Genomic DNA, 17,474 nt, shown 5'->3' on the forward strand with positions numbered 1-17,474 from the left:
GGTTATTTATTCATTAACCTTCCCCAATACCACTTACAAGCCTTCTCTATTCCAATATCTATATCATACTTCGGATCGAAGCCCAATAGTTTTTCTGCCTTCATTACATCGGCCTGAGAGTGAGGAACATCCCCTTTCCTCACCTTCCCATAAATTGGTTTAATCGATTCAATATCCGAATCGTACTTTATGCATTCTTTGTACAGTCTTTGTAAAATCTCATTCACTGTTGTAGATCCACCGCAAGCAATATTAAATACTTCTGCCAGGTATTGCTTCTCTCCTACAATTTGATCTCTTGGCGTTAAGGCCGCCAACTGATTTGCCTGCATCACATTATCTACGTAAGTAAAATCCCTGCTATAGCTTCCATCTCCATTAATTACGGGTTGTTCGTGCTTGTATAGTTTTAGAATAAAATTGGGAATCAGAGCGGCATAGGGTCCGTTGGGGTTTTGCCTTTGACCATATACATTAAAATACCGAAGTCCAATGGTTTCGATTCCGTACAATTCCGAAAAGTTTTTGGCATAAATTTCATTGCTTAACTTGCTTACAGCATAAGGCGACAAAGGTTTACCTATTTTAGCCTCTAATTTTGGAAGGTCGCTGCTATCGCCATATACCGATGAACTCGAGGCATAAACAAATCGTTTTACTTTCGCCTCTTGCGATGCATGCAACATATTTACGAAGCCACTTACATTTACCTCTGTGGTTGTCATTGGGTCTTTAATGGAACGGGGAACTGAGCCCAAAGCAGCCTGGTGAAGCACAAAATCAACATTTTTTACAGCCTTCGCACAGGTTTCATAATCCCTGATATCACCTTCGATGAGTGTAAAATTTGAATGTCTTAAAAATTCATTGATATTCTCCCTGTAGCCAGTACTGAAATCATCAAGACAAATGACTTTATTATCCTGATTCAAAAGAACTTCGCAAAGGTTGGAACCAATAAATCCGGCACCACCACTTACCAGTACAACAGACTTTGTTATTTTTTGCTTTCTATTCATTCTTAAACATTAAAACTATCACAATTAGTAAGGCCACTATAATCTCTTATCTACCACATCATTAGGCAAAATATTCTTTACATCGAAAATCACCGTTTTGTGGCCGTTTTTTAATTTCTTTATATCAATTTCCTTCAACTCCTGATGGGCAACTGCAGCAACTATTGCATCATATTTATCTCCATTTAAATGGGATATCACCGGAAGGTTGTATTTTTCCATTACTTCCATTGGATCGGCCCAGGGGTCGTATACATCTACATGGCAACCAAAATCCTTTAAATCATGGATCACATCAATCACTTTTGAATTCCTGATATCGGGACAATTCTCCTTAAAAGTAATGCCCATTACCAGCACATGAGAGCCCGGAATCCTAAAGCCTTTCTTAATCATCTCTTTAATGACATTAAAAGCGATGTACGAGCCCATATTGTCGTTTAACCTACGTCCTGCCAGTATAATTTGCGGGTTGTAGCCAACCTCCTGTGCTTTGTGAGTGAGGTAATACGGATCTACACCAATACAATGACCTCCTACCAGGCCAGGTTTAAATGGCAGAAAATTCCATTTGGTTGAGGCAGCATCGAGAACTTCGTTTGTATCAATTCCCAGTCGATTAAATATGACCGCCAATTCATTTACAAAGGCAATGTTAATATCGCGCTGCGAGTTCTCGATTACCTTTGCCGCTTCGGCCACTTTTATGGATGATGCTTTGTGAGTGCCTGCCTTAATAATGGTAGCATACAACTGATCGATGTATTCGGCAATTTCAGGAGTAGATCCGGAAGTTACTTTTTTAATATTGGTTAAGGTGTGCACCTTATCGCCCGGATTGATTCTTTCGGGAGAATATCCACAAAAGAAATCCTCGTTATAACGCATGGAACTGAATTCCTCCAGAATAGGCACACAATCTTCTTCTGTAGCTCCAGGATAAACCGTAGATTCATAAATCACAATATTCCCTTTCGAAAGCAATTTCCCTACTGTTTCGGAGGCTTTTCGCAGTGGAGTTAAATCGGGATGGTTGTTATTATTTAAAGGTGTTGGAACAGTTACAATGTAGATATTGCAATCTTCAATAAACTTTTCCTGATCTGTAACAGTCAGCTTTTCCGACAGGGCGAGCTCGTCGGTTTCCACCTCTAAGGTGCGGTCGTGGCCAGATTTTAATTGGCTCACTCTTTTCTGGTCGATATCGAAACCAATTGTGGAGTATTTTTTACCAAATTCTACCGCTAGTGGAAGTCCCACGTAACCAAGTCCTATAATCGCAATTTGTGGATTTTCTATTCTCATTTTCTTCAGCTTTTTCATCTAAAATCATTTTCACATTAAGAAATTAGCTTGCGATTTCTAATTAATCTTTCTCAAGTTAGAATTCCCATTGGCATTGATATGAAACTCTTTTTCTATGAGGCGTTTTTTAATTAATTTACCATTTCGAACCTGGTAAATCCTCTCTATAATATCCACCACTTTAAGTCCTTCCAATACGTTAGTTGCAATGGTGGCCTTGTTTTGCAGCTTATCAACAACATTAGCAATTACATGGTGGTGGTTTTGAGCTGATCCTTTATAGGGACCATAATCAAATGGTGGATTCGAAGGAAGCAATTCTGGCATCTCATAATTCTGGATGTCGCAATATACTACCTCGTTCATGTATTGACCTGATACCTTTACTGTTCCTTTCTCTCCAATAATTGTAATTGAGCTCTCTAGGTTTTTATTAAAGACTGCTGTAGAGTAATTTAAGCTACCTACTCCTCCATTCACAAAATCGAAAGTCACAATTCCCGAATCTTCGAAATCGGTAAGTTTGGCATGATTAAAATCTTTAAAATTCCCCTGTATATTTGAAATATCACCAAAGAACCAGTACATCAAATCAATAAAATGAGAGAATTGAGTAAAGAGAGTTCCCCCATCCTTGTCGTGTGTTCCTCTCCAACTGCCAGGTGTGTAGTATCGGTTATCGCGATTCCAATAGCAATTCATTTGCACAATGAAAATCTTACCCAGTAAATTTTGGCGTAAAATATCCTTTAACCAAATGGCTGGAGGCGAATATCGATTTTGCTTTACCACAAATACATCTCTTGAAACTTCGAGAGATTTGAATACCATTTTCTCTGCATCGGCACGAGATAAGGCCAAAGGTTTTTCACAAACCACATGAAAGCCTTTCTCTAAAGCCATTAAGGTCATGGGTGCATGCAGACCATTGGGCACACAAATATTAACAACATCAACCTCGGGGTGATGTTCCAGCATTTCAGAAAATTCAAAATAATGTGGTGCTGGTAATTCTGAGATGCCCAACTCCTGCTGACTTAATATATCGCAACAAGCCACCAGTTTTGCATCATTGTTGTTTTTAATCATTTCCATGTGCCGTTTTCCAATGTGCCCTAAACCAACAACAGCAAATAGAATCTTTTTCTTCACTTTCATTCTTCCAACTTTCCTAATATCTTCTAACACTACGAAATGCGAATTACACAATTATCCTTCAGCTCATATCGTTGCTTACTTTCAGGACATTCCGCATTCCCTTCACCATTAAATTTCAGACGATGGCCATATTCACTAACCCATCCGATCTGACGCGAGGGATTTCCAACCACTAAGGCATAATTTTTTACTGGTTTTGTAACTACCGAACCGGCACCTATCATGGCATAGCTACCAATTTCATTACCGCATAAAATAGTTGCATTTGCTCCTATACTTGCCCCTTTTTTCACAAGGGTTTTGATGTATTCAGATTTTCTTACAACCGCCGATCGTGGATTCAAGATATTGGTGAATACCATCGATGGGCCCAAAAAGACATCATCTTCACAAATCACGCCAGTGTATACTGAAACGTTATTTTGGATTTTTACATTGTTTCCAAGTTTTACTCCATCCGAAATCACCACATTCTGCCCAATATTACATTTGAATCCAATGCTGCATCCAGACATAATGTGGGAGAAGTGCCAAATTTTGGTATCATCACCAATGCTACAGCCAGTGTCGATAACGGCTGTTTCGTGCGCAAAAAAACGATTCGACATTTGATCTTACATCATTAAATACAATTCAATGAATTATTTCACAGTTAAACACAATTTGTCGATGATAAATTCTTGTTGAGACAAAGTAATTTCTGGATGAATAGGCAGGGAAAGAACAGAGTGGGTTAAAGCTTGCGATACAGGAAATGCATTTTCTTCCTGATCTGGTTTTCTAAAAGCTTTTTGTAGATGTAGGGGAAGTGGGTAATAAATCATACTGGGAATACCATATTCGGCCAGTTTAGATTTAATTTGATCGCGGTTTAGAGAATTTTCCGATCCGTTTTGAATTTGAATGGTGTACTGATTAAAAACATGATCACTAAAAGTGACTCTGGAAGGAATGCGCAGAGCGGGAATATCTTTCAGGGCATAATCGTATATTTCAGCCGCTTTTTGCCTGGCTTTTGTATACTGATCGAGATATTTCAGTTTTACTCTTAAGATGGCAGCCTGTATGCTATCGAGTCTCGAATTGCAGCCAATAATATCATGGTAATACTTCTTTTTTTGACCATGATTGGCAATCATACGAGCTTTTATCGCCAGCTCTTCCTTGTTTGTAATTAATGCCCCACCATCTCCGTAACAACCGAGATTCTTTGAGGGAAAAAAAGAGGTTATTCCAAAATCGCCAAGGGTTCCTGCATAACTGCTTGTGCCGTTTAAAAATCGGTACTTCGCTCCTAAGGATTGGGCCGTATCTTCTACAACAAACAGCTGATGCTCATTGGCAATTTGCAATACGCTTTCCATTTCGGCACATTGTCCATAAAGGTGTACCGGAATAATTGCTTTTGTGTTATTTGTAATTTTTCTTTTAAGATCTTCGATGTTGATATTAAAACTACCTGGTTCAACATCAACAAAAACCGGGCTTAATCCCAGGAGTGCAATCACTTCTGCTGTAGCAGCATAGGTAAAATTGGGAACCAAAATCTCATCTCCCCTTTGTAATTCGAGAGCCATTAAGGCAATTTGTATGGCATCGGTTCCATTTGCACACGGAATTACGTAACTTCCACCAAGGTATTTCGATAGCTCTTCGGAGAATAGCTTAACTTCCGGACCATTAATAAAGGCCGATGACTCCAAAACAGAAAAAACCGCCTGATCTACCTCATCCTTAATCTTTACATATTGTGTGTAAAGATCAACCATCTGTATCTTATCCATTGAAAAAAACTATCATCTTATCTACCCCGAGTCGCTACTTTAGACACGACTTCGTCTCCTGAGCCACAAGATTTGGTTCTTTACAGCCAGCAGTTAATCTATCGTTTTCATCTTGTTTTGCATATATTGCATTGATTTTTTTAGGATGATACTGAAAATAAAAATGTCTCCAGTTGAGCAAAGCATTTTTAGGTGTTTTTTATCATAAAACAATTTGTTTTTACTTAGCAAAATCAATGAATATGTAATAAAGCCTATAAGGAATTATAAACAATGACTATATAAGTTCATAACATATTCAAAAAAAAGCAAGATTTGAACAAGATAAATTGATTCCAAATAAGAAGACTTTTATTAAAGGAGATATTTACTGGATTAAGATACAATGTAGTTCCATAAGAAAACTTAAACTTCTCATAATCTGCAGTTTAACCAAATTTAAACTAATATTTTATTATGAGCTGTTTTTTTATGCTTTTTAGCCTCCAATTTAGGTGTAAATGTTAATAAAGGATTCGTTTTTTTACCACTTTATTCAAACAAAAAGGTCGCCCATACGAGCGACCTTTCAGATATCAATATCAATTATTTTTTACTATTTCACCATGTATGCACCAGCGTCCAAATTGCTTTCTTCACGTACATCTACATTGTCGAAATCATCTTTAGGATAAGTCGTCAAACCTACAGCATAGTTATTTGCTGAAGAGCTTGCAGTAATTCTTAAGTCTCTTCCTTCGTAGTCAACGAATCCGATATCTCCGGTGGCAGTTAAATTTTTGCTTTCGAATTCCAATTCGTGCGAACTTGAATAACCAATGTATTTGTTCGATCCTCCTGCATTAATCAGGATGTTACCATACACTTCAAACTCAGTATCAGGCAAATCACCGGTAGCCAATGAAATTGGTGTATTTGTATTATCGCTAATTACGGTATTAAATCTAACAATCGCTTTACCAATTTTCGACTCGTTGGCACCACCCATGATACGGATATTGTTTCTTGGGTTGGAATAAACCACATTGTTCTCGATTAGCAATGTTCCATTGTAACCAGGGTGATCGATACTATAACTAATTCCATCTTTGTGAGTATTGTATACTTTGTTTCTTGCAATGGTACCACAAGTTCTCACGTTAATTCCCGATCCTTTACCTTCTTCAACACCAACGTTATACACTGTGTTTCCTTCAATCAGGAAATCTTTTCCATAGAAATACATTCCGTGCGAACCATTTTCAGGTACCAATGCCACATCGTGAATTCTGTTATTTCTGATAATGGTATTGTAGTGTGTTTCGGCACCATGAATTCCATTGGCTTCGATATTGTAAATATCATTGTCCTCGATAATTACATTGTTTGATTCACAATCGGCCAGGAAACGAATAGCGGTATATTTCAAATTTCTAAATGTACAGTTCTGAATCAGAACATCATTCACATTCTTTATAATAATACCATGATCGCCAGTGTTTTCGAAAGTACAATTGCGAATAATCAGGCCATTATTTTCTTCTCCATCGATGATCATCTGCTCGGTAAAAGTCTGACCTTCAATAATTGGTCGGTCTCCATCATCACCATTCTCCCCTTCATCATCGCCGTTACCTTCATCACCATTACCATCGCCTTCGCCCTCATTATCTCCTTCGCCCGGATCCACAACTTCCTCTTCAGTTGTTTCGTCGATTAACTCATCGTCACAACTGGTGTATCCTAAAAGTAATGATAATAATAACAGTAATGTACTCATTGTTTTGATAGTCTTCATCTTACTAACTTTAAATATACGTTTTTATTAATATTTTTTAAATTCTAAGGCACAGTCCGCCCCTAATATTGCTGTAAAGCAATTCCAACATGATTAATTTCCGATTCTCTCAACTTTCTGTTTTCTATGTGGGGAAAATCGTTCCTACAATCATTTCAACAGATTCATTGTTTTAATGAATTTGCGAATTCTATTCATATGGCTTGTGAACCATTTTATTTAAATAGCTGTCGTCAGGCTCCAGTAAGTATTTGATCATTCCCTGATCAAAGCCTTTGATGTGAATTTGGGTTTTGAGGAATTTACTTTCGATAAGTAGATTGGTTCGGGTCCTCTTAAACTTACTGTTCGAAGAAGTAGTCTCCATTTGGAGAGTACTGCAAACAAAATTTTCAGTGTTTTTTAAATCATGCGACAAGGATGCTTTAGGGAATTTGCCAGGATTAATTCTGCAAATTGTATCATCCAATGTTTTTTCCACAAAAATTTTTATCATCTCTATTTTTCACTCATTTTCAACTTCACAAATCATATAGAGAATTCTGTGCCAAAAAATATTTCACCACAGGTGTCGTTTCCTTTTCAGTTTTTAACGTTCGTTAAATCTGAATGTTACAAAAGTTTAAGAGTTCTTAATCAGTCTCTTTAAAAATAAGCTGATTTTCAGACCTGTAGAAAAGCTCCACACTTCGTGGATGAATTCCTCTCCTCATAAACATCTGTATTTCAGGTCGCAAATATATACCTTCAGTTCAAAAATTGAGAATATTTGCATATGATTTTAGTCATATCCATTTTTCCACAAAGCGTAATAAATGTTATTGCCATATCTTGATAAAAAACCCGTCTCTCTTCTCAGAAAGACGGGTGCAAACCGAAGTACCCACTACAATAACTCCGGTCAACCAAACATGATTTTATAAACCAGTAATCAATAAGGTTCCACTAATTTTTTTGATGCTAACTTCAGATAGTTTTGCATCGTATCTTGCGGCAGATTTGTTATTAATTGCCTCTATTAAATTCTGTTGTGCCTCTCTAAACGTTGTCGAAGTCACCTGTCCCAATTGGTAATATTCCCTGGTTTGATCGAAATTCAACTGGGCTGCTTCCAGCGCATCTTCCTGAAGTGCCAAAATCTTTAAATTGTATTGGTAATCGGCATATGCATCCACCAAATCTTTTTCAAGTACCAGCATGGTGTTTTGATATTCCAAATCAGAGTTTAACTGATCAATTTTAGCATTGGCAATCTGGGTTTTCTTTCGCTTACCATCGAATATATTGAAGCTCAGAGTCAATCCTCCAGTTAATTGTGTATTGGAATTGCTTCCTGCAATCTTGTTTTCGTAGTATGAGTAAGACGAATTCAAGCTAAGCGTTGGCAATTGACCCGATTTTGTTTCCTTCACTTTTGTCTCCGACTGTTGAAGTTGGTTGGCAGCAATCAGGTATTCAGCGTTCTTTTCCAACGTTTCATTCTTCAGATCAATCAGGCTAAACACCTGAAAATCGGCATTATCAGGAATCAATTGAAAAGTAGTTTCGGCCTTTCGCCCCAGTAAAACATTTACCTTTCGTGTAGCCGCATCATAATTCTGCTGTGCTTGCAAAAAGGCAGTGCTATCGCTGTTAAAATCCACCTTCGAATTCAAAACTTCGAGCTTACTGATATTTCCAAACTCATATTTAGACTGATTTCTAGACAATCTTTCCTTAGAAATTTCAAGATTTTTGATGGATGTTTGAAAGTTGTCGTATGCCTTGTTCAGCTCATAAAAACCTGAAATAACATTGGATATTGTATTTTCGATATTGAACCTTGCCAACAAGTCTCCTTGCTCTTTCTGTAGGTTTAATATTTGGTAATTGTACTTCCCTCCAAAACCATCAAACAAGGTATAGGATAAGTTCAATCCGGCCGAAGAACTTAGTTCATCGCTGGCATGTTCCGAGTAATTTACACCTCCGCTGGCACTTAAGTTGGGCAGCAATCCTGCATTTCCCTTAGTTGCATTATTCTTGCTGATCTCTGCATCGTTCTTAGCCACCTTTATATCGTAATTATTGTTTAAGGCTATTTGTATGGCCGATTCCAATGTTAATGCTTCCTGGGCACTTAAGAACGGTATGCTACTAAATACGATTAATGCTGTAAATATAAATTGTTTATACATTTTTCTCATTTTTTTAATCTTCCACTACACTACCAGTGCTTTATTTGCTGGTTCCACACTTTCACGCGTTGGCAATTCTTCTTGCGTTAACAACTTAGAGTATCGTTTACTTGAATTCACCACAATTAAAAGCACAGGCAATACAATCAAGTTCAGGAAAGTGGCGATAATTAAGCCATAAGCCATCGATATGGCCATTGGAATCACCATCTTCGCTTCGGGTTGGTTGGATGCAATCAGTGGAGCAATACCCACAATTGTGGTCAATGATGTCAGAATAATTGGTCTGAATCGTGACAAGGCAGTCTCCTTTAATGCAAGCATAAATTCGCTTCCCGATTTTAACTTCTCATTAAATGTGCTGATCAGAACAATGGAATCATTCACCATCACTCCCATAAGTGCAACCATACCCAGGTAAGAAGGCATATCTAAAGCCACTCCGTGTATCCAGTGTCCCCATCCCACACCAATAAATCCGAATGGGATTAAAATGAACACCAACATGGTTTGTGTGTAGGATCTAAAAGTGAAAATCACGATCGAAAACAAGAGGATCAGGATTACCGGCGCAATCATAAGTCCGGAATCTTTAGCTTTTCCCATTTCTTCGGCATGACCACCATAACGAATGCGTAGTCCTGTGTACTTATTCATCAATTCCGGCAGAATTACATCATCAATCTCACTATTAATCTCGGTCATATTCACCTTTGCATTGGCGGCATCGGCTTCTATGGTAATTTCTCTCTGTCCGCCAAGATGATTCACCTGAACCAGGTTTCGTTCGAACTCAATGTTTGCAATATCCTTCAGGTAGTATTCTCCTCCATCGCTGGTTCTGATTCTCATGTTCTCCAGATTCCCGATAGACGAGCGTTCTGCTTTTTCGTATCGAACCCAAACACGAACTTCATCAATTCCTCGTTGCAGTCTTTGTACCTCTTTTCCGTAAAAACCAGAGCGAACCTGTGAGGTTATTTCACTAAGATTTAAACCCAATTTGTATGCACTCTCTTTTAAGGTAAGTTTCACCTCTCGCATCCCAAGCTGGTCATTATCCATCACATTTGTAAGTCCTTCCAACTTATTCAGTCTTGCCTTAAACTCATTCTTTGCAGCGTACAAATCATCCAGGTTGCTGCTTTGTAATGAAACCTTTACTGCTTTCCCAAATCGATTTTCCTGCACGTAGTTTAGTCTTTCGGCTTGCGGAATCTCTCCCACCATACTTTTTAAGGCTTCATTAAACTCCGACGATAAAAAATCTCTATGTTCGGTACTCAACAAATAAACCGTTAAGTCTGCATCGTTTGATGCCGAAATATCTATTGCAGTATAAGTAATAATTGGTTCTCCTGTTTTGCTCTTGGCTTTCCATTTTTCGCCCAATTCGATTGCTGCATCTTCAATTTTGTTGATATAGAAAAGCGTTTCAGACTCTGGTGTTCCTGCCGGCATATCCAACTGAACTGTCGCATAATTGCTATTATCAACCGAGCTATCACCTGAACGGATAATTCCACCCATTAAACCACCAACTGTAATAAAGAAAAGCCCAATGGTTAATCCGATGGTAACCAGCTTGTTGTTTAGGCAAAAGTCCAAAAGAGGCTCGAATGTATATTTACGAATCTTCAGAATGGCCGAACTCGATAATTTCTCTAGTCTCGACTCCTTTTTATCCTTCTTTAGCGCTTTTGAATGCACCGCATGAGCAGGGAGTATAAAAAATGCTTCGACCAGGGAAAACAACAGGGCAAATATCACTACAAAAGCCAGGTCTCTAAAAAATTCTCCAATCACACTATCGATAAAAAAGAAAGAGGTAAAAGCTACAATCGTGGTTAATACGGCCGAAAATACTGCGGGCAAAACTTCCATGGTACCATCAATACCCGCCTGCAATGCCGATTTTCCTCTCTCAAAATGTTGATAAATGTTTTCACAAATCACAATTCCATCATCCACCAGGATACCGATCACGATAATCATCCCAAAGAGTGACAATCTGTTTAGTGTGAGGCCATACATGCCTGCAATCATAAACATTCCCATAAAGGATATTGGAATTCCCAATGCTACCCAGAACGACAAGCGATGGTTTAAAAACAAGGACAGAAACAGGATTACCAGTAAGAATCCAATGATTCCATTATTAGCCAAAATATCCTGCATAACTTTTATGGATACTGAATTATCGTACAACAATTCCAGCTTTACAGTATCATGCGTTCCGTTAAAATCGCGAATGTACTTGTCTATAATTTCAGAGATGTACAGGATATCTTCACGCGACGTTTGGGTAATGGAAATCTTAATGGCCGAATGACCATTTACATAGGTACGATTCGGATCTTCTGCCCAACGATCAATCACTTTGGCTACATCGCTTAAGTAAACCGTACCTCCTTCTGCCTGCGATCTTAAAACAATATCATTAAAGCCTTCTGCATAGTATTCTTTCTCTCTTACACGAATTCTCAACTCTTCATCTTCCCCGCGAATGGTTCCTCCCGTAAGCTCAATATTTGCATTCCCAACCGCCGAATAAATTTCGTTAATACTGATATTGTATGCTTTCAGTGCATCTTCGTTTACACTGATTTCGATTTCTTCATCGGGAAAACCCGTTAAGGCAACTTTTGAAATGCCATTCATTCCGCGAAGGTCATTCTCTATTTCCCTGGCGTATTTTTTTAGGTCTCGCAAGCTTAAATCGCCATTTAAAGCCATAGAAACCGCCAAAACCGTAAACTCACGTTTTTCTGTACTAATATTTTCAACACCTACCGGAAAAGAGCTGATACCATCCACCGCATTTTTTACATCCTGTAAAGCGATATTTGCATCGTATCCGGTTTCAAGGTCGATAGTTACCGTACAAAAATTTTCTTTCGATGATGAGGTGATTTTCTCAATTCCGCTAATACCTTTAATGTTATCCTCTATTTTTAGGGTAACACCCTTTTCTACTTCCTCTGGCGATGCTCCTGGGTAAGATGCTGTTACTGTCAACATTCCCGGATCGATTTGAGGCATTACGGAAGAATTTAAGGACAAGATTCCAAAAATTCCCAGCAAGATAAATACACCTGCCAATAAGTTGCCGGCAAAGGGATATTTGATAAAGTATTGTACCAATGATTTCATACTTATTTTCGCTTAATCGTTAGTGATTATTATTGCATATTTTGAACAGGAACAACTGTTAATCCCTCGTGTATTGCAGATGTTTTTAGAGCCAGCAAGCTTCCGTTTGCCAGGCCTTCAATAATAACTGTGTTTTCTTTTCGCTGAATTACGTGAATCTCCTGAAGATGAACCGTTTTGTTATTGACAACGAAAACATGTTCCGAATCGGCAAGTAATTTTCTTGGTATTTCGATTCCCATTACCTGTTGCGACAAGGAAATATCAGCATTTAAAAACATCGATTCTTTTAAGCCTTTCCCCGAAACAGAAATGTAAACATTCACCATTTGGGTTTTGTCATCTATTTTATTGCTGATTCGTCTTACTTTGCCATTCCATTTTTGCCCTGTGGCATTCGAGTACAACTTCACCTCATTTCCTGCTTCGATTCCATGCAGGTTGTTCAAATCAACTCCTACCACCAAATCGAACACGCTGGTATTTACAAATTCGCCCAGTTTTTGACCCGACATTACCAAAGTTCCCGGCTTAATATTCGATTCGATAACTTCTCCATTAAAAGGCGCACGAATGCTATATTTTCTCAACTGTTCTTCCTGGCTTTTCAAATTGTAGTAATCGGTGTAAACACTTTTGCCTGCCAGGTAGTATTTCTCTTTTTCGTTTAGTGGTTCAGGAATTGGACTGATGAATTGTTCCACTTCAAAATCTTTCAAATACTGTTCCCACACAGAATAGCTATCCGGATAATCATATTTTAAATCGGGAAGAATGTTTGCAATTTTATTCATAAAACTGCTTCGATTCGAAAACACTTCCGACTCAAACTTACTTTTGTTAATCGATAAAAGTGTTTCGCCGGTACTGAACTGAATTCCCTCCAGAAATGCCTTGCCGGAGTTTTCCAAAATTCCACTCACCTCGGCATACACTTCCATTTTGGAATAAGCTTCGAGCTTACCCACAACAGAAAGGTGAAGATCTAATTCGGTATTATTAACTTCCTGAACAGGAAGAACAATTTCTTTTGCTACAGCTTCCTTTTCTTTAGGAGCTTTTTTCATGCCAGCAAATAAAATGCTTAAGGCAATACAGGCTACGATCACTAAAAGGCCCAGAAGAATACTCTTTCTTTTCAACATGATTGATTGCTTTTAAATTTTGCTACAATCATATCCATTAATTATCTCGTTTTTAAATCTAATCGACCAACAGCAGCCATTAAATGGCAATAGATTCATTTTTGTAGATATTATTGGTTAAATTCGAATTTGCATGTGTTTACCGACGTTCCGATCGAGTTGGTCGATATTTTATGCAGACGAGAATAATTATGCATTCATTAGATGAAAATTTAAGTTTAAATGAATATCAAGGATAGATTATATCAATTTTTCTCCATTCGTTTGGTTCAACACTTGTCCTTCTGGACCGTTTTTATACTCCTGGAACTGGGGCGTTTTGTGGATATGGAACCAGAGCGTGTGAACAATGAAATCATATTTGAAAGTATACAATTGCTTGCCATTGTAATCACTGTATATTTCAATCTTCGATTCCTGATACCCAAATTCTGGAATACAGGAAGGTATTTGAAATATATTTTACTGATTATTCTATCGGTAATTGTGATGGTTACTTTCCTGAGCATCACCTTCTACATGTTTCCCGATGTTCATATGAAGAAAATGCTTTACGAGCATCCGGAAAGGTTGATTTTGCTGAACTTTTTCAAACTAAACATCTTCCTTTTGTCAACCACTCTCTTCCACTTTGTGAAAGAATGGATTGCCTTAAAAGATGAAAACTTAAAGTTTACAGCCAAAGCACAGGAACAGCTCGAAGCAGAATTGAATTTACTGAAAGAGCAGGTGAATCCACACTTCCTTTTCAATACCTTAAACAATATTTATTCGATGAGTTTGTACGATTCTGTAAAAACTCCTGAAATGATCCTTAAACTGAGCCAGTTAATCAGCTACATGCTTTATGAGTGTAAAGATGAGAAGGTGAAACTCGAAAAAGAGGTGCAGTTTATTAACAATTATATCGAATTGGAATCGCTTCGTGTAGAAGATACGGCCAATATCAACTTAAAAATAACAGGCGAAGATCAAAACTATAAAGTGCCGCCACTGCTATTTATTCCTCTAATCGAGAATGCATTCAAACATGGAGTCCAGAGCGAATCAGAGAAATCTGAAATCAATATCGATTTGCGTTTTAGCGTGGATAAAATAGAATTGAAAATATCAAATCCTATAGATCCTGATCAACCTAAAAATGAAAAACCTGGAGGATTGGGAATCGAAAATGTGAAAAAGAGGTTACATTTATTATACCCGAAAAGTCACAGCTTTATTATAACGGAAAATGAGACTCAATATCAAACTTTGGTCTGTATCACTTTAAACAAGGAATATGAACATTAAATGCATAATCGTAGATGATGAAGTTCACGCAAGAAAGGTGTTGGAAAAGTTTATTTCTGATATTCCCCACCTGGAACTTGTAAGGTCGTGTAAAAATGCACTGGAAGCCATGCAGGTATTAAACGATCAAAATATCGATGCCATGTTTCTGGATATAAATATGCCGAAAGTAACCGGATTGAGTTTTCTTGAAAATTTAAGGCATCCTCCTGCAGTTGTAATCACCACAGCCTACAGAGAATATGCAGTTGAGGCTTTCGAATTGGATGTAATTGATTATTTACACAAACCAATTCCATTTCCTAGATTCTTGAAATCGGTATCAAAAATTGAAGAAAAACTAAAGGCGAAAAGCGAAAATACAATTCTTAACGCGCAGGTGGATACCAGCAAGCCGGAAGAGTTTATATTTATAAAGGCCGATAAAAAAACGATCAAATTAAATTTTAATGAGATTGTGTATGTAGAAGGTTTGGGTGATTACATTAAAATACACCTTAAAGAGAGAAGCATTGTAAGTAAACTCACCATTAAAAGAATGGAAGATTTACTCCCTAAAAGCCGTTTCCCTCGTGTGCACAAATCTTTTATTATTGCGCTAAGTGAAATTAATGCAATAGAAGGAAATCAAATTGAAATCAGCGATCAAAAAATTCCAATTGGTCAAATCTACAGGCAAAACTTTATGGAGCTAATCAATGCTCACCTAAAAAAATAAGCCAAAACCCGCTGTTTTAGTACTTTTAAAAGCGTTGTTAAATATTCTTTTATGAATTTTAATATTTTTTAGTTCGGCTCGATCCGAACTAATCGTATATTTGCATCGAAAGTTTGAAACAAATGAAGAATCTGAACGACATAGAAGAGAAAAAGAAAGAGATTGTAGAAAGGTATGGAATGTTTATGGAGAAAAATGAGAATTTTCCTCCAATAGCAGCCAGAATTTTCTCTACTCTGCTGTTTACAGAGAACAATGGAAATACCTTCGAAGAGTTGGTGAATTTCCTGGGTGCAAGTAAAAGTACCATTTCTACCAATCTTCAAAAACTTGGTAATATGGAGATTGTGGAGTATTACACAAAACCTGGTGACAGGAAAAAATATTTCAGATTATCTCCGGTTGGATTTCTTGCCTTTATCGACAGAGATTTAAAAAAAGTAAAAACAGAAAGAAACCTTATTGAAGAAGTGATTCAACTCAAGCAAAGAGCAAATGAATTGATAACAGATCCAAATAAGAAGTTTGAATTTCATGAAGATCATCCATACCTCGATTACCTGAATAGTTCGGTAGAAGGAATGGAAACTCTAAAGGAGCAGATCATTAACAAGTGTATGAAACAGAAATAACTTACCTCAATTATACACATCAATATCTAAAACAGAAATCATTTTAACGATCTGATTAACAGTAAATAATTTCAAATTAATATATCAACATCCTACTGGTTCGTTTTTGTCCGAACCATAAGAACTTAAGCAAATTAAAAAATGAATCGAATCAATTTGTTCATTAGTGCAGCTATCCTCCTGCTGGGATTAGCATCTTGTCAGAGTGGAAATCAACCACAAATGGGACATGGCCCAATGCCATTTCCTGTGCAAAAAATTGAAAAAGCGAATGTTACAACTTTCACCGAATATGCAGCCAATATCGAAGGTGTTCAGAATATCGAAATCAGACCGAAAGTAGATGGTTTTGTAGACCAAATTTTTGTTGATGAAGGTGAGCAGGTTCGCAAAGGTCAGCTGCTGTTTAAATTAAGTGCAGAGACTTTAAATCAGCAAGCCAAAGCAGCCAAAGCCAACATTAATGTTGCCGAAGCTCAAGTTGTATCAGCCCAGGTCGAGGTAGATAAAATCAAGCCATTGGTTGAGCAAAATATCATTAGCGCCATTCAGTTAACAACGGCAGAGAGTAATTTGAATGCGGCTAAGGCACAGCTAATCGCAGCCAAAGCTCAATATCAGAATGCGAAAGAAAACCTGGACTATACCATTATTAAAAGTCCGGTTGATGGGATGATTGGAAGCCTGCCTTATAAAGTAGGAAGTCTTGTTGGGAGAACCGAAACTCAGCCATTAACAACAGTATCTAACATTAAGAATGTGTATGCTTATTTTACTTTGAACGAAAAGCAGTTGCTACAATTTAACCGACAGTTGAATGGAAGCAGCATCGAAGATAAAATCAAGCAATTGCCAGAAGTAGAATTGGTATTGGCTGATGGTTCAATCTATACACAAAAAGGAAGAATTGAAACCATTAATGGTATGGTAAATCCAAGAACGGGAAGTGTTAGTTACAGAGCAATTTTCCCAAATCCTGATCACTTGTTAAGAAGTGGAATCAGTGGAAAGGTTAAAATGCCATCAACCATTGACGATGTTGTTCTTTTGCCACAAAAAGCAACCTTCGAATTGCAGGGTAAAAAATTCGTTTACCTGGTAAACGACGAGAATAAAGTACAATCGAAAGAAGTACGTATTTCAAATACAACCGATACACATTTTATCGTGTCCAAAGGAATCGAATCTGGTCAGAAGTTTGTTGTTGACGGATTAATTAAGCTTCGCGAGGGAATGGAAATTATTCCTCAAATGGGAAACAATGAAGCATCAAATGCAGCATTCTCAAAAGAATAAGTAAAAAAGATTTATTAGAA

Annotated in this window: 13 protein-coding genes; 4 read left to right on the forward strand and 9 right to left on the reverse strand. The window is 37.5% G+C overall.

Translation table 11 applies throughout. The features are described 5' to 3' along the window. Positions 1–2: 2 nt before the first annotated feature. The 9 genes from ELS83_RS01240 to ELS83_RS01280 form a co-directional block, all read right to left on the reverse strand. Entirely contained in the window at positions 3–1,019 is a 1,017-nt protein-coding gene (locus ELS83_RS01240) for an NAD-dependent epimerase/dehydratase family protein (protein ID WP_171593678.1), read from the reverse strand. Positions 1,020–1,055: 36 nt separating this feature from the next. Beyond that, on the reverse strand, positions 1,056–2,342 hold the full coding sequence (gene tviB / locus ELS83_RS01245) for a Vi polysaccharide biosynthesis UDP-N-acetylglucosamine C-6 dehydrogenase TviB (protein WP_249414386.1): 1,287 nt from the start codon (positions 2,340–2,342) through the stop codon (positions 1,056–1,058). 39 nt (positions 2,343–2,381) lie between these two features. Continuing rightward, a complete protein-coding gene (locus tag ELS83_RS01250) occupies positions 2,382–3,482 on the reverse strand; it encodes a Gfo/Idh/MocA family protein (RefSeq protein WP_171593679.1) in 1,101 nt (366 codons plus the stop codon). Positions 3,483–3,511: 29 nt separating this feature from the next. After that, positions 3,512–4,090 (reverse strand): acyltransferase, encoded by a 579-nt coding sequence (locus tag ELS83_RS01255; protein WP_171593680.1) that lies wholly within the window; start codon positions 4,088–4,090, stop codon positions 3,512–3,514. A 33-nt stretch (positions 4,091–4,123) separates the two neighbouring features. Beyond that, positions 4,124–5,266, reverse strand: a complete 1,143-nt coding sequence (locus tag ELS83_RS01260; protein WP_171593681.1) for a DegT/DnrJ/EryC1/StrS family aminotransferase — start codon at positions 5,264–5,266, stop codon at positions 4,124–4,126. A 595-nt stretch (positions 5,267–5,861) separates the two neighbouring features. Further along, the gene (locus tag ELS83_RS01265) at positions 5,862–7,025 is read right to left on the reverse strand and encodes a right-handed parallel beta-helix repeat-containing protein (RefSeq protein WP_171593682.1); all 1,164 of its coding nucleotides are present in this window, start codon (positions 7,023–7,025) and stop codon (positions 5,862–5,864) included. Positions 7,026–7,960: 935 nt separating this feature from the next. Continuing rightward, positions 7,961–9,220: a TolC family protein gene (locus ELS83_RS01270; RefSeq protein ID WP_171593683.1), complete on the reverse strand. Its 1,260-nt coding sequence runs from the start codon at positions 9,218–9,220 to the stop codon at positions 7,961–7,963. Positions 9,221–9,244: 24 nt separating this feature from the next. Then, a complete protein-coding gene (locus tag ELS83_RS01275; protein WP_171593684.1) occupies positions 9,245–12,373 on the reverse strand; it encodes an efflux RND transporter permease subunit in 3,129 nt (1,042 codons plus the stop codon). 29 nt (positions 12,374–12,402) lie between these two features. Further along, positions 12,403–13,518, reverse strand: a complete 1,116-nt coding sequence (locus ELS83_RS01280; RefSeq protein WP_171593685.1) for an efflux RND transporter periplasmic adaptor subunit — start codon at positions 13,516–13,518, stop codon at positions 12,403–12,405. A gap of 222 nt (positions 13,519–13,740) precedes the next feature. On the opposite strand from ELS83_RS01280, the gene ELS83_RS01285 reads away from it, so the two are divergent. From ELS83_RS01285 to ELS83_RS01300, 4 genes are all read left to right on the forward strand, one after another. Next, positions 13,741–14,808 carry a sensor histidine kinase gene (locus ELS83_RS01285; protein WP_171593686.1) on the forward strand — a complete coding sequence of 356 codons (1,068 nt, stop codon included), beginning with the start codon at positions 13,741–13,743 and terminating at the stop codon, positions 14,806–14,808. Next, positions 14,798–15,526, forward strand: a complete 729-nt coding sequence (locus ELS83_RS01290; protein ID WP_171593687.1) for a LytR/AlgR family response regulator transcription factor — start codon at positions 14,798–14,800, stop codon at positions 15,524–15,526. The genes ELS83_RS01285 and ELS83_RS01290 overlap by 11 nt, the downstream gene beginning before the upstream one ends. 122 nt (positions 15,527–15,648) lie before the next feature. Continuing rightward, positions 15,649–16,158 carry a GbsR/MarR family transcriptional regulator gene (locus ELS83_RS01295; protein WP_171593688.1) on the forward strand — a complete coding sequence of 170 codons (510 nt, stop codon included), beginning with the start codon at positions 15,649–15,651 and terminating at the stop codon, positions 16,156–16,158. A 141-nt stretch (positions 16,159–16,299) separates the two neighbouring features. Then, positions 16,300–17,454, forward strand: coding sequence for an efflux RND transporter periplasmic adaptor subunit (locus tag ELS83_RS01300; protein ID WP_171593689.1), 1,155 nt, complete (start codon positions 16,300–16,302; stop codon positions 17,452–17,454). The last annotated feature ends 20 nt before the right edge of the window (positions 17,455–17,474 follow it).

The organism is Marinifilum caeruleilacunae, assembly GCF_013141825.1.
In the GTDB taxonomy this organism is placed as follows: Bacteria; Bacteroidota; Bacteroidia; order Bacteroidales; family Marinifilaceae; genus Marinifilum; species Marinifilum caeruleilacunae.

Coding starts and splice junctions, on each gene's coding strand:
- ELS83_RS01260 (WP_171593681.1), bottom strand. CDS start 5,266: ATGGATAAGATACAGATGGTTGATCTTTACACACAATATGTAAAGATT.
- tviB (WP_249414386.1), bottom strand. CDS start 2,342: ATGAAAAAGCTGAAGAAAATGAGAATAGAAAATCCACAAATTGCGATT.
- ELS83_RS01255 (WP_171593680.1), bottom strand. CDS start 4,090: ATGTCGAATCGTTTTTTTGCGCACGAAACAGCCGTTATCGACACTGGC.
- ELS83_RS01290 (WP_171593687.1), top strand. CDS start 14,798: ATGAACATTAAATGCATAATCGTAGATGATGAAGTTCACGCAAGAAAG.
- ELS83_RS01250 (WP_171593679.1), bottom strand. CDS start 3,482: ATGAAAGTGAAGAAAAAGATTCTATTTGCTGTTGTTGGTTTAGGGCAC.
- ELS83_RS01285 (WP_171593686.1), top strand. CDS start 13,741: ATGAATATCAAGGATAGATTATATCAATTTTTCTCCATTCGTTTGGTT.
- ELS83_RS01295 (WP_171593688.1), top strand. CDS start 15,649: ATGAAGAATCTGAACGACATAGAAGAGAAAAAGAAAGAGATTGTAGAA.
- ELS83_RS01270 (WP_171593683.1), bottom strand. CDS start 9,220: ATGTATAAACAATTTATATTTACAGCATTAATCGTATTTAGTAGCATA.
- ELS83_RS01265 (WP_171593682.1), bottom strand. CDS start 7,025: ATGAGTACATTACTGTTATTATTATCATTACTTTTAGGATACACCAGT.
- ELS83_RS01240 (WP_171593678.1), bottom strand. CDS start 1,019: ATGAATAGAAAGCAAAAAATAACAAAGTCTGTTGTACTGGTAAGTGGT.
- ELS83_RS01280 (WP_171593685.1), bottom strand. CDS start 13,518: ATGTTGAAAAGAAAGAGTATTCTTCTGGGCCTTTTAGTGATCGTAGCC.
- ELS83_RS01300 (WP_171593689.1), top strand. CDS start 16,300: ATGAATCGAATCAATTTGTTCATTAGTGCAGCTATCCTCCTGCTGGGA.
- ELS83_RS01275 (WP_171593684.1), bottom strand. CDS start 12,373: ATGAAATCATTGGTACAATACTTTATCAAATATCCCTTTGCCGGCAAC.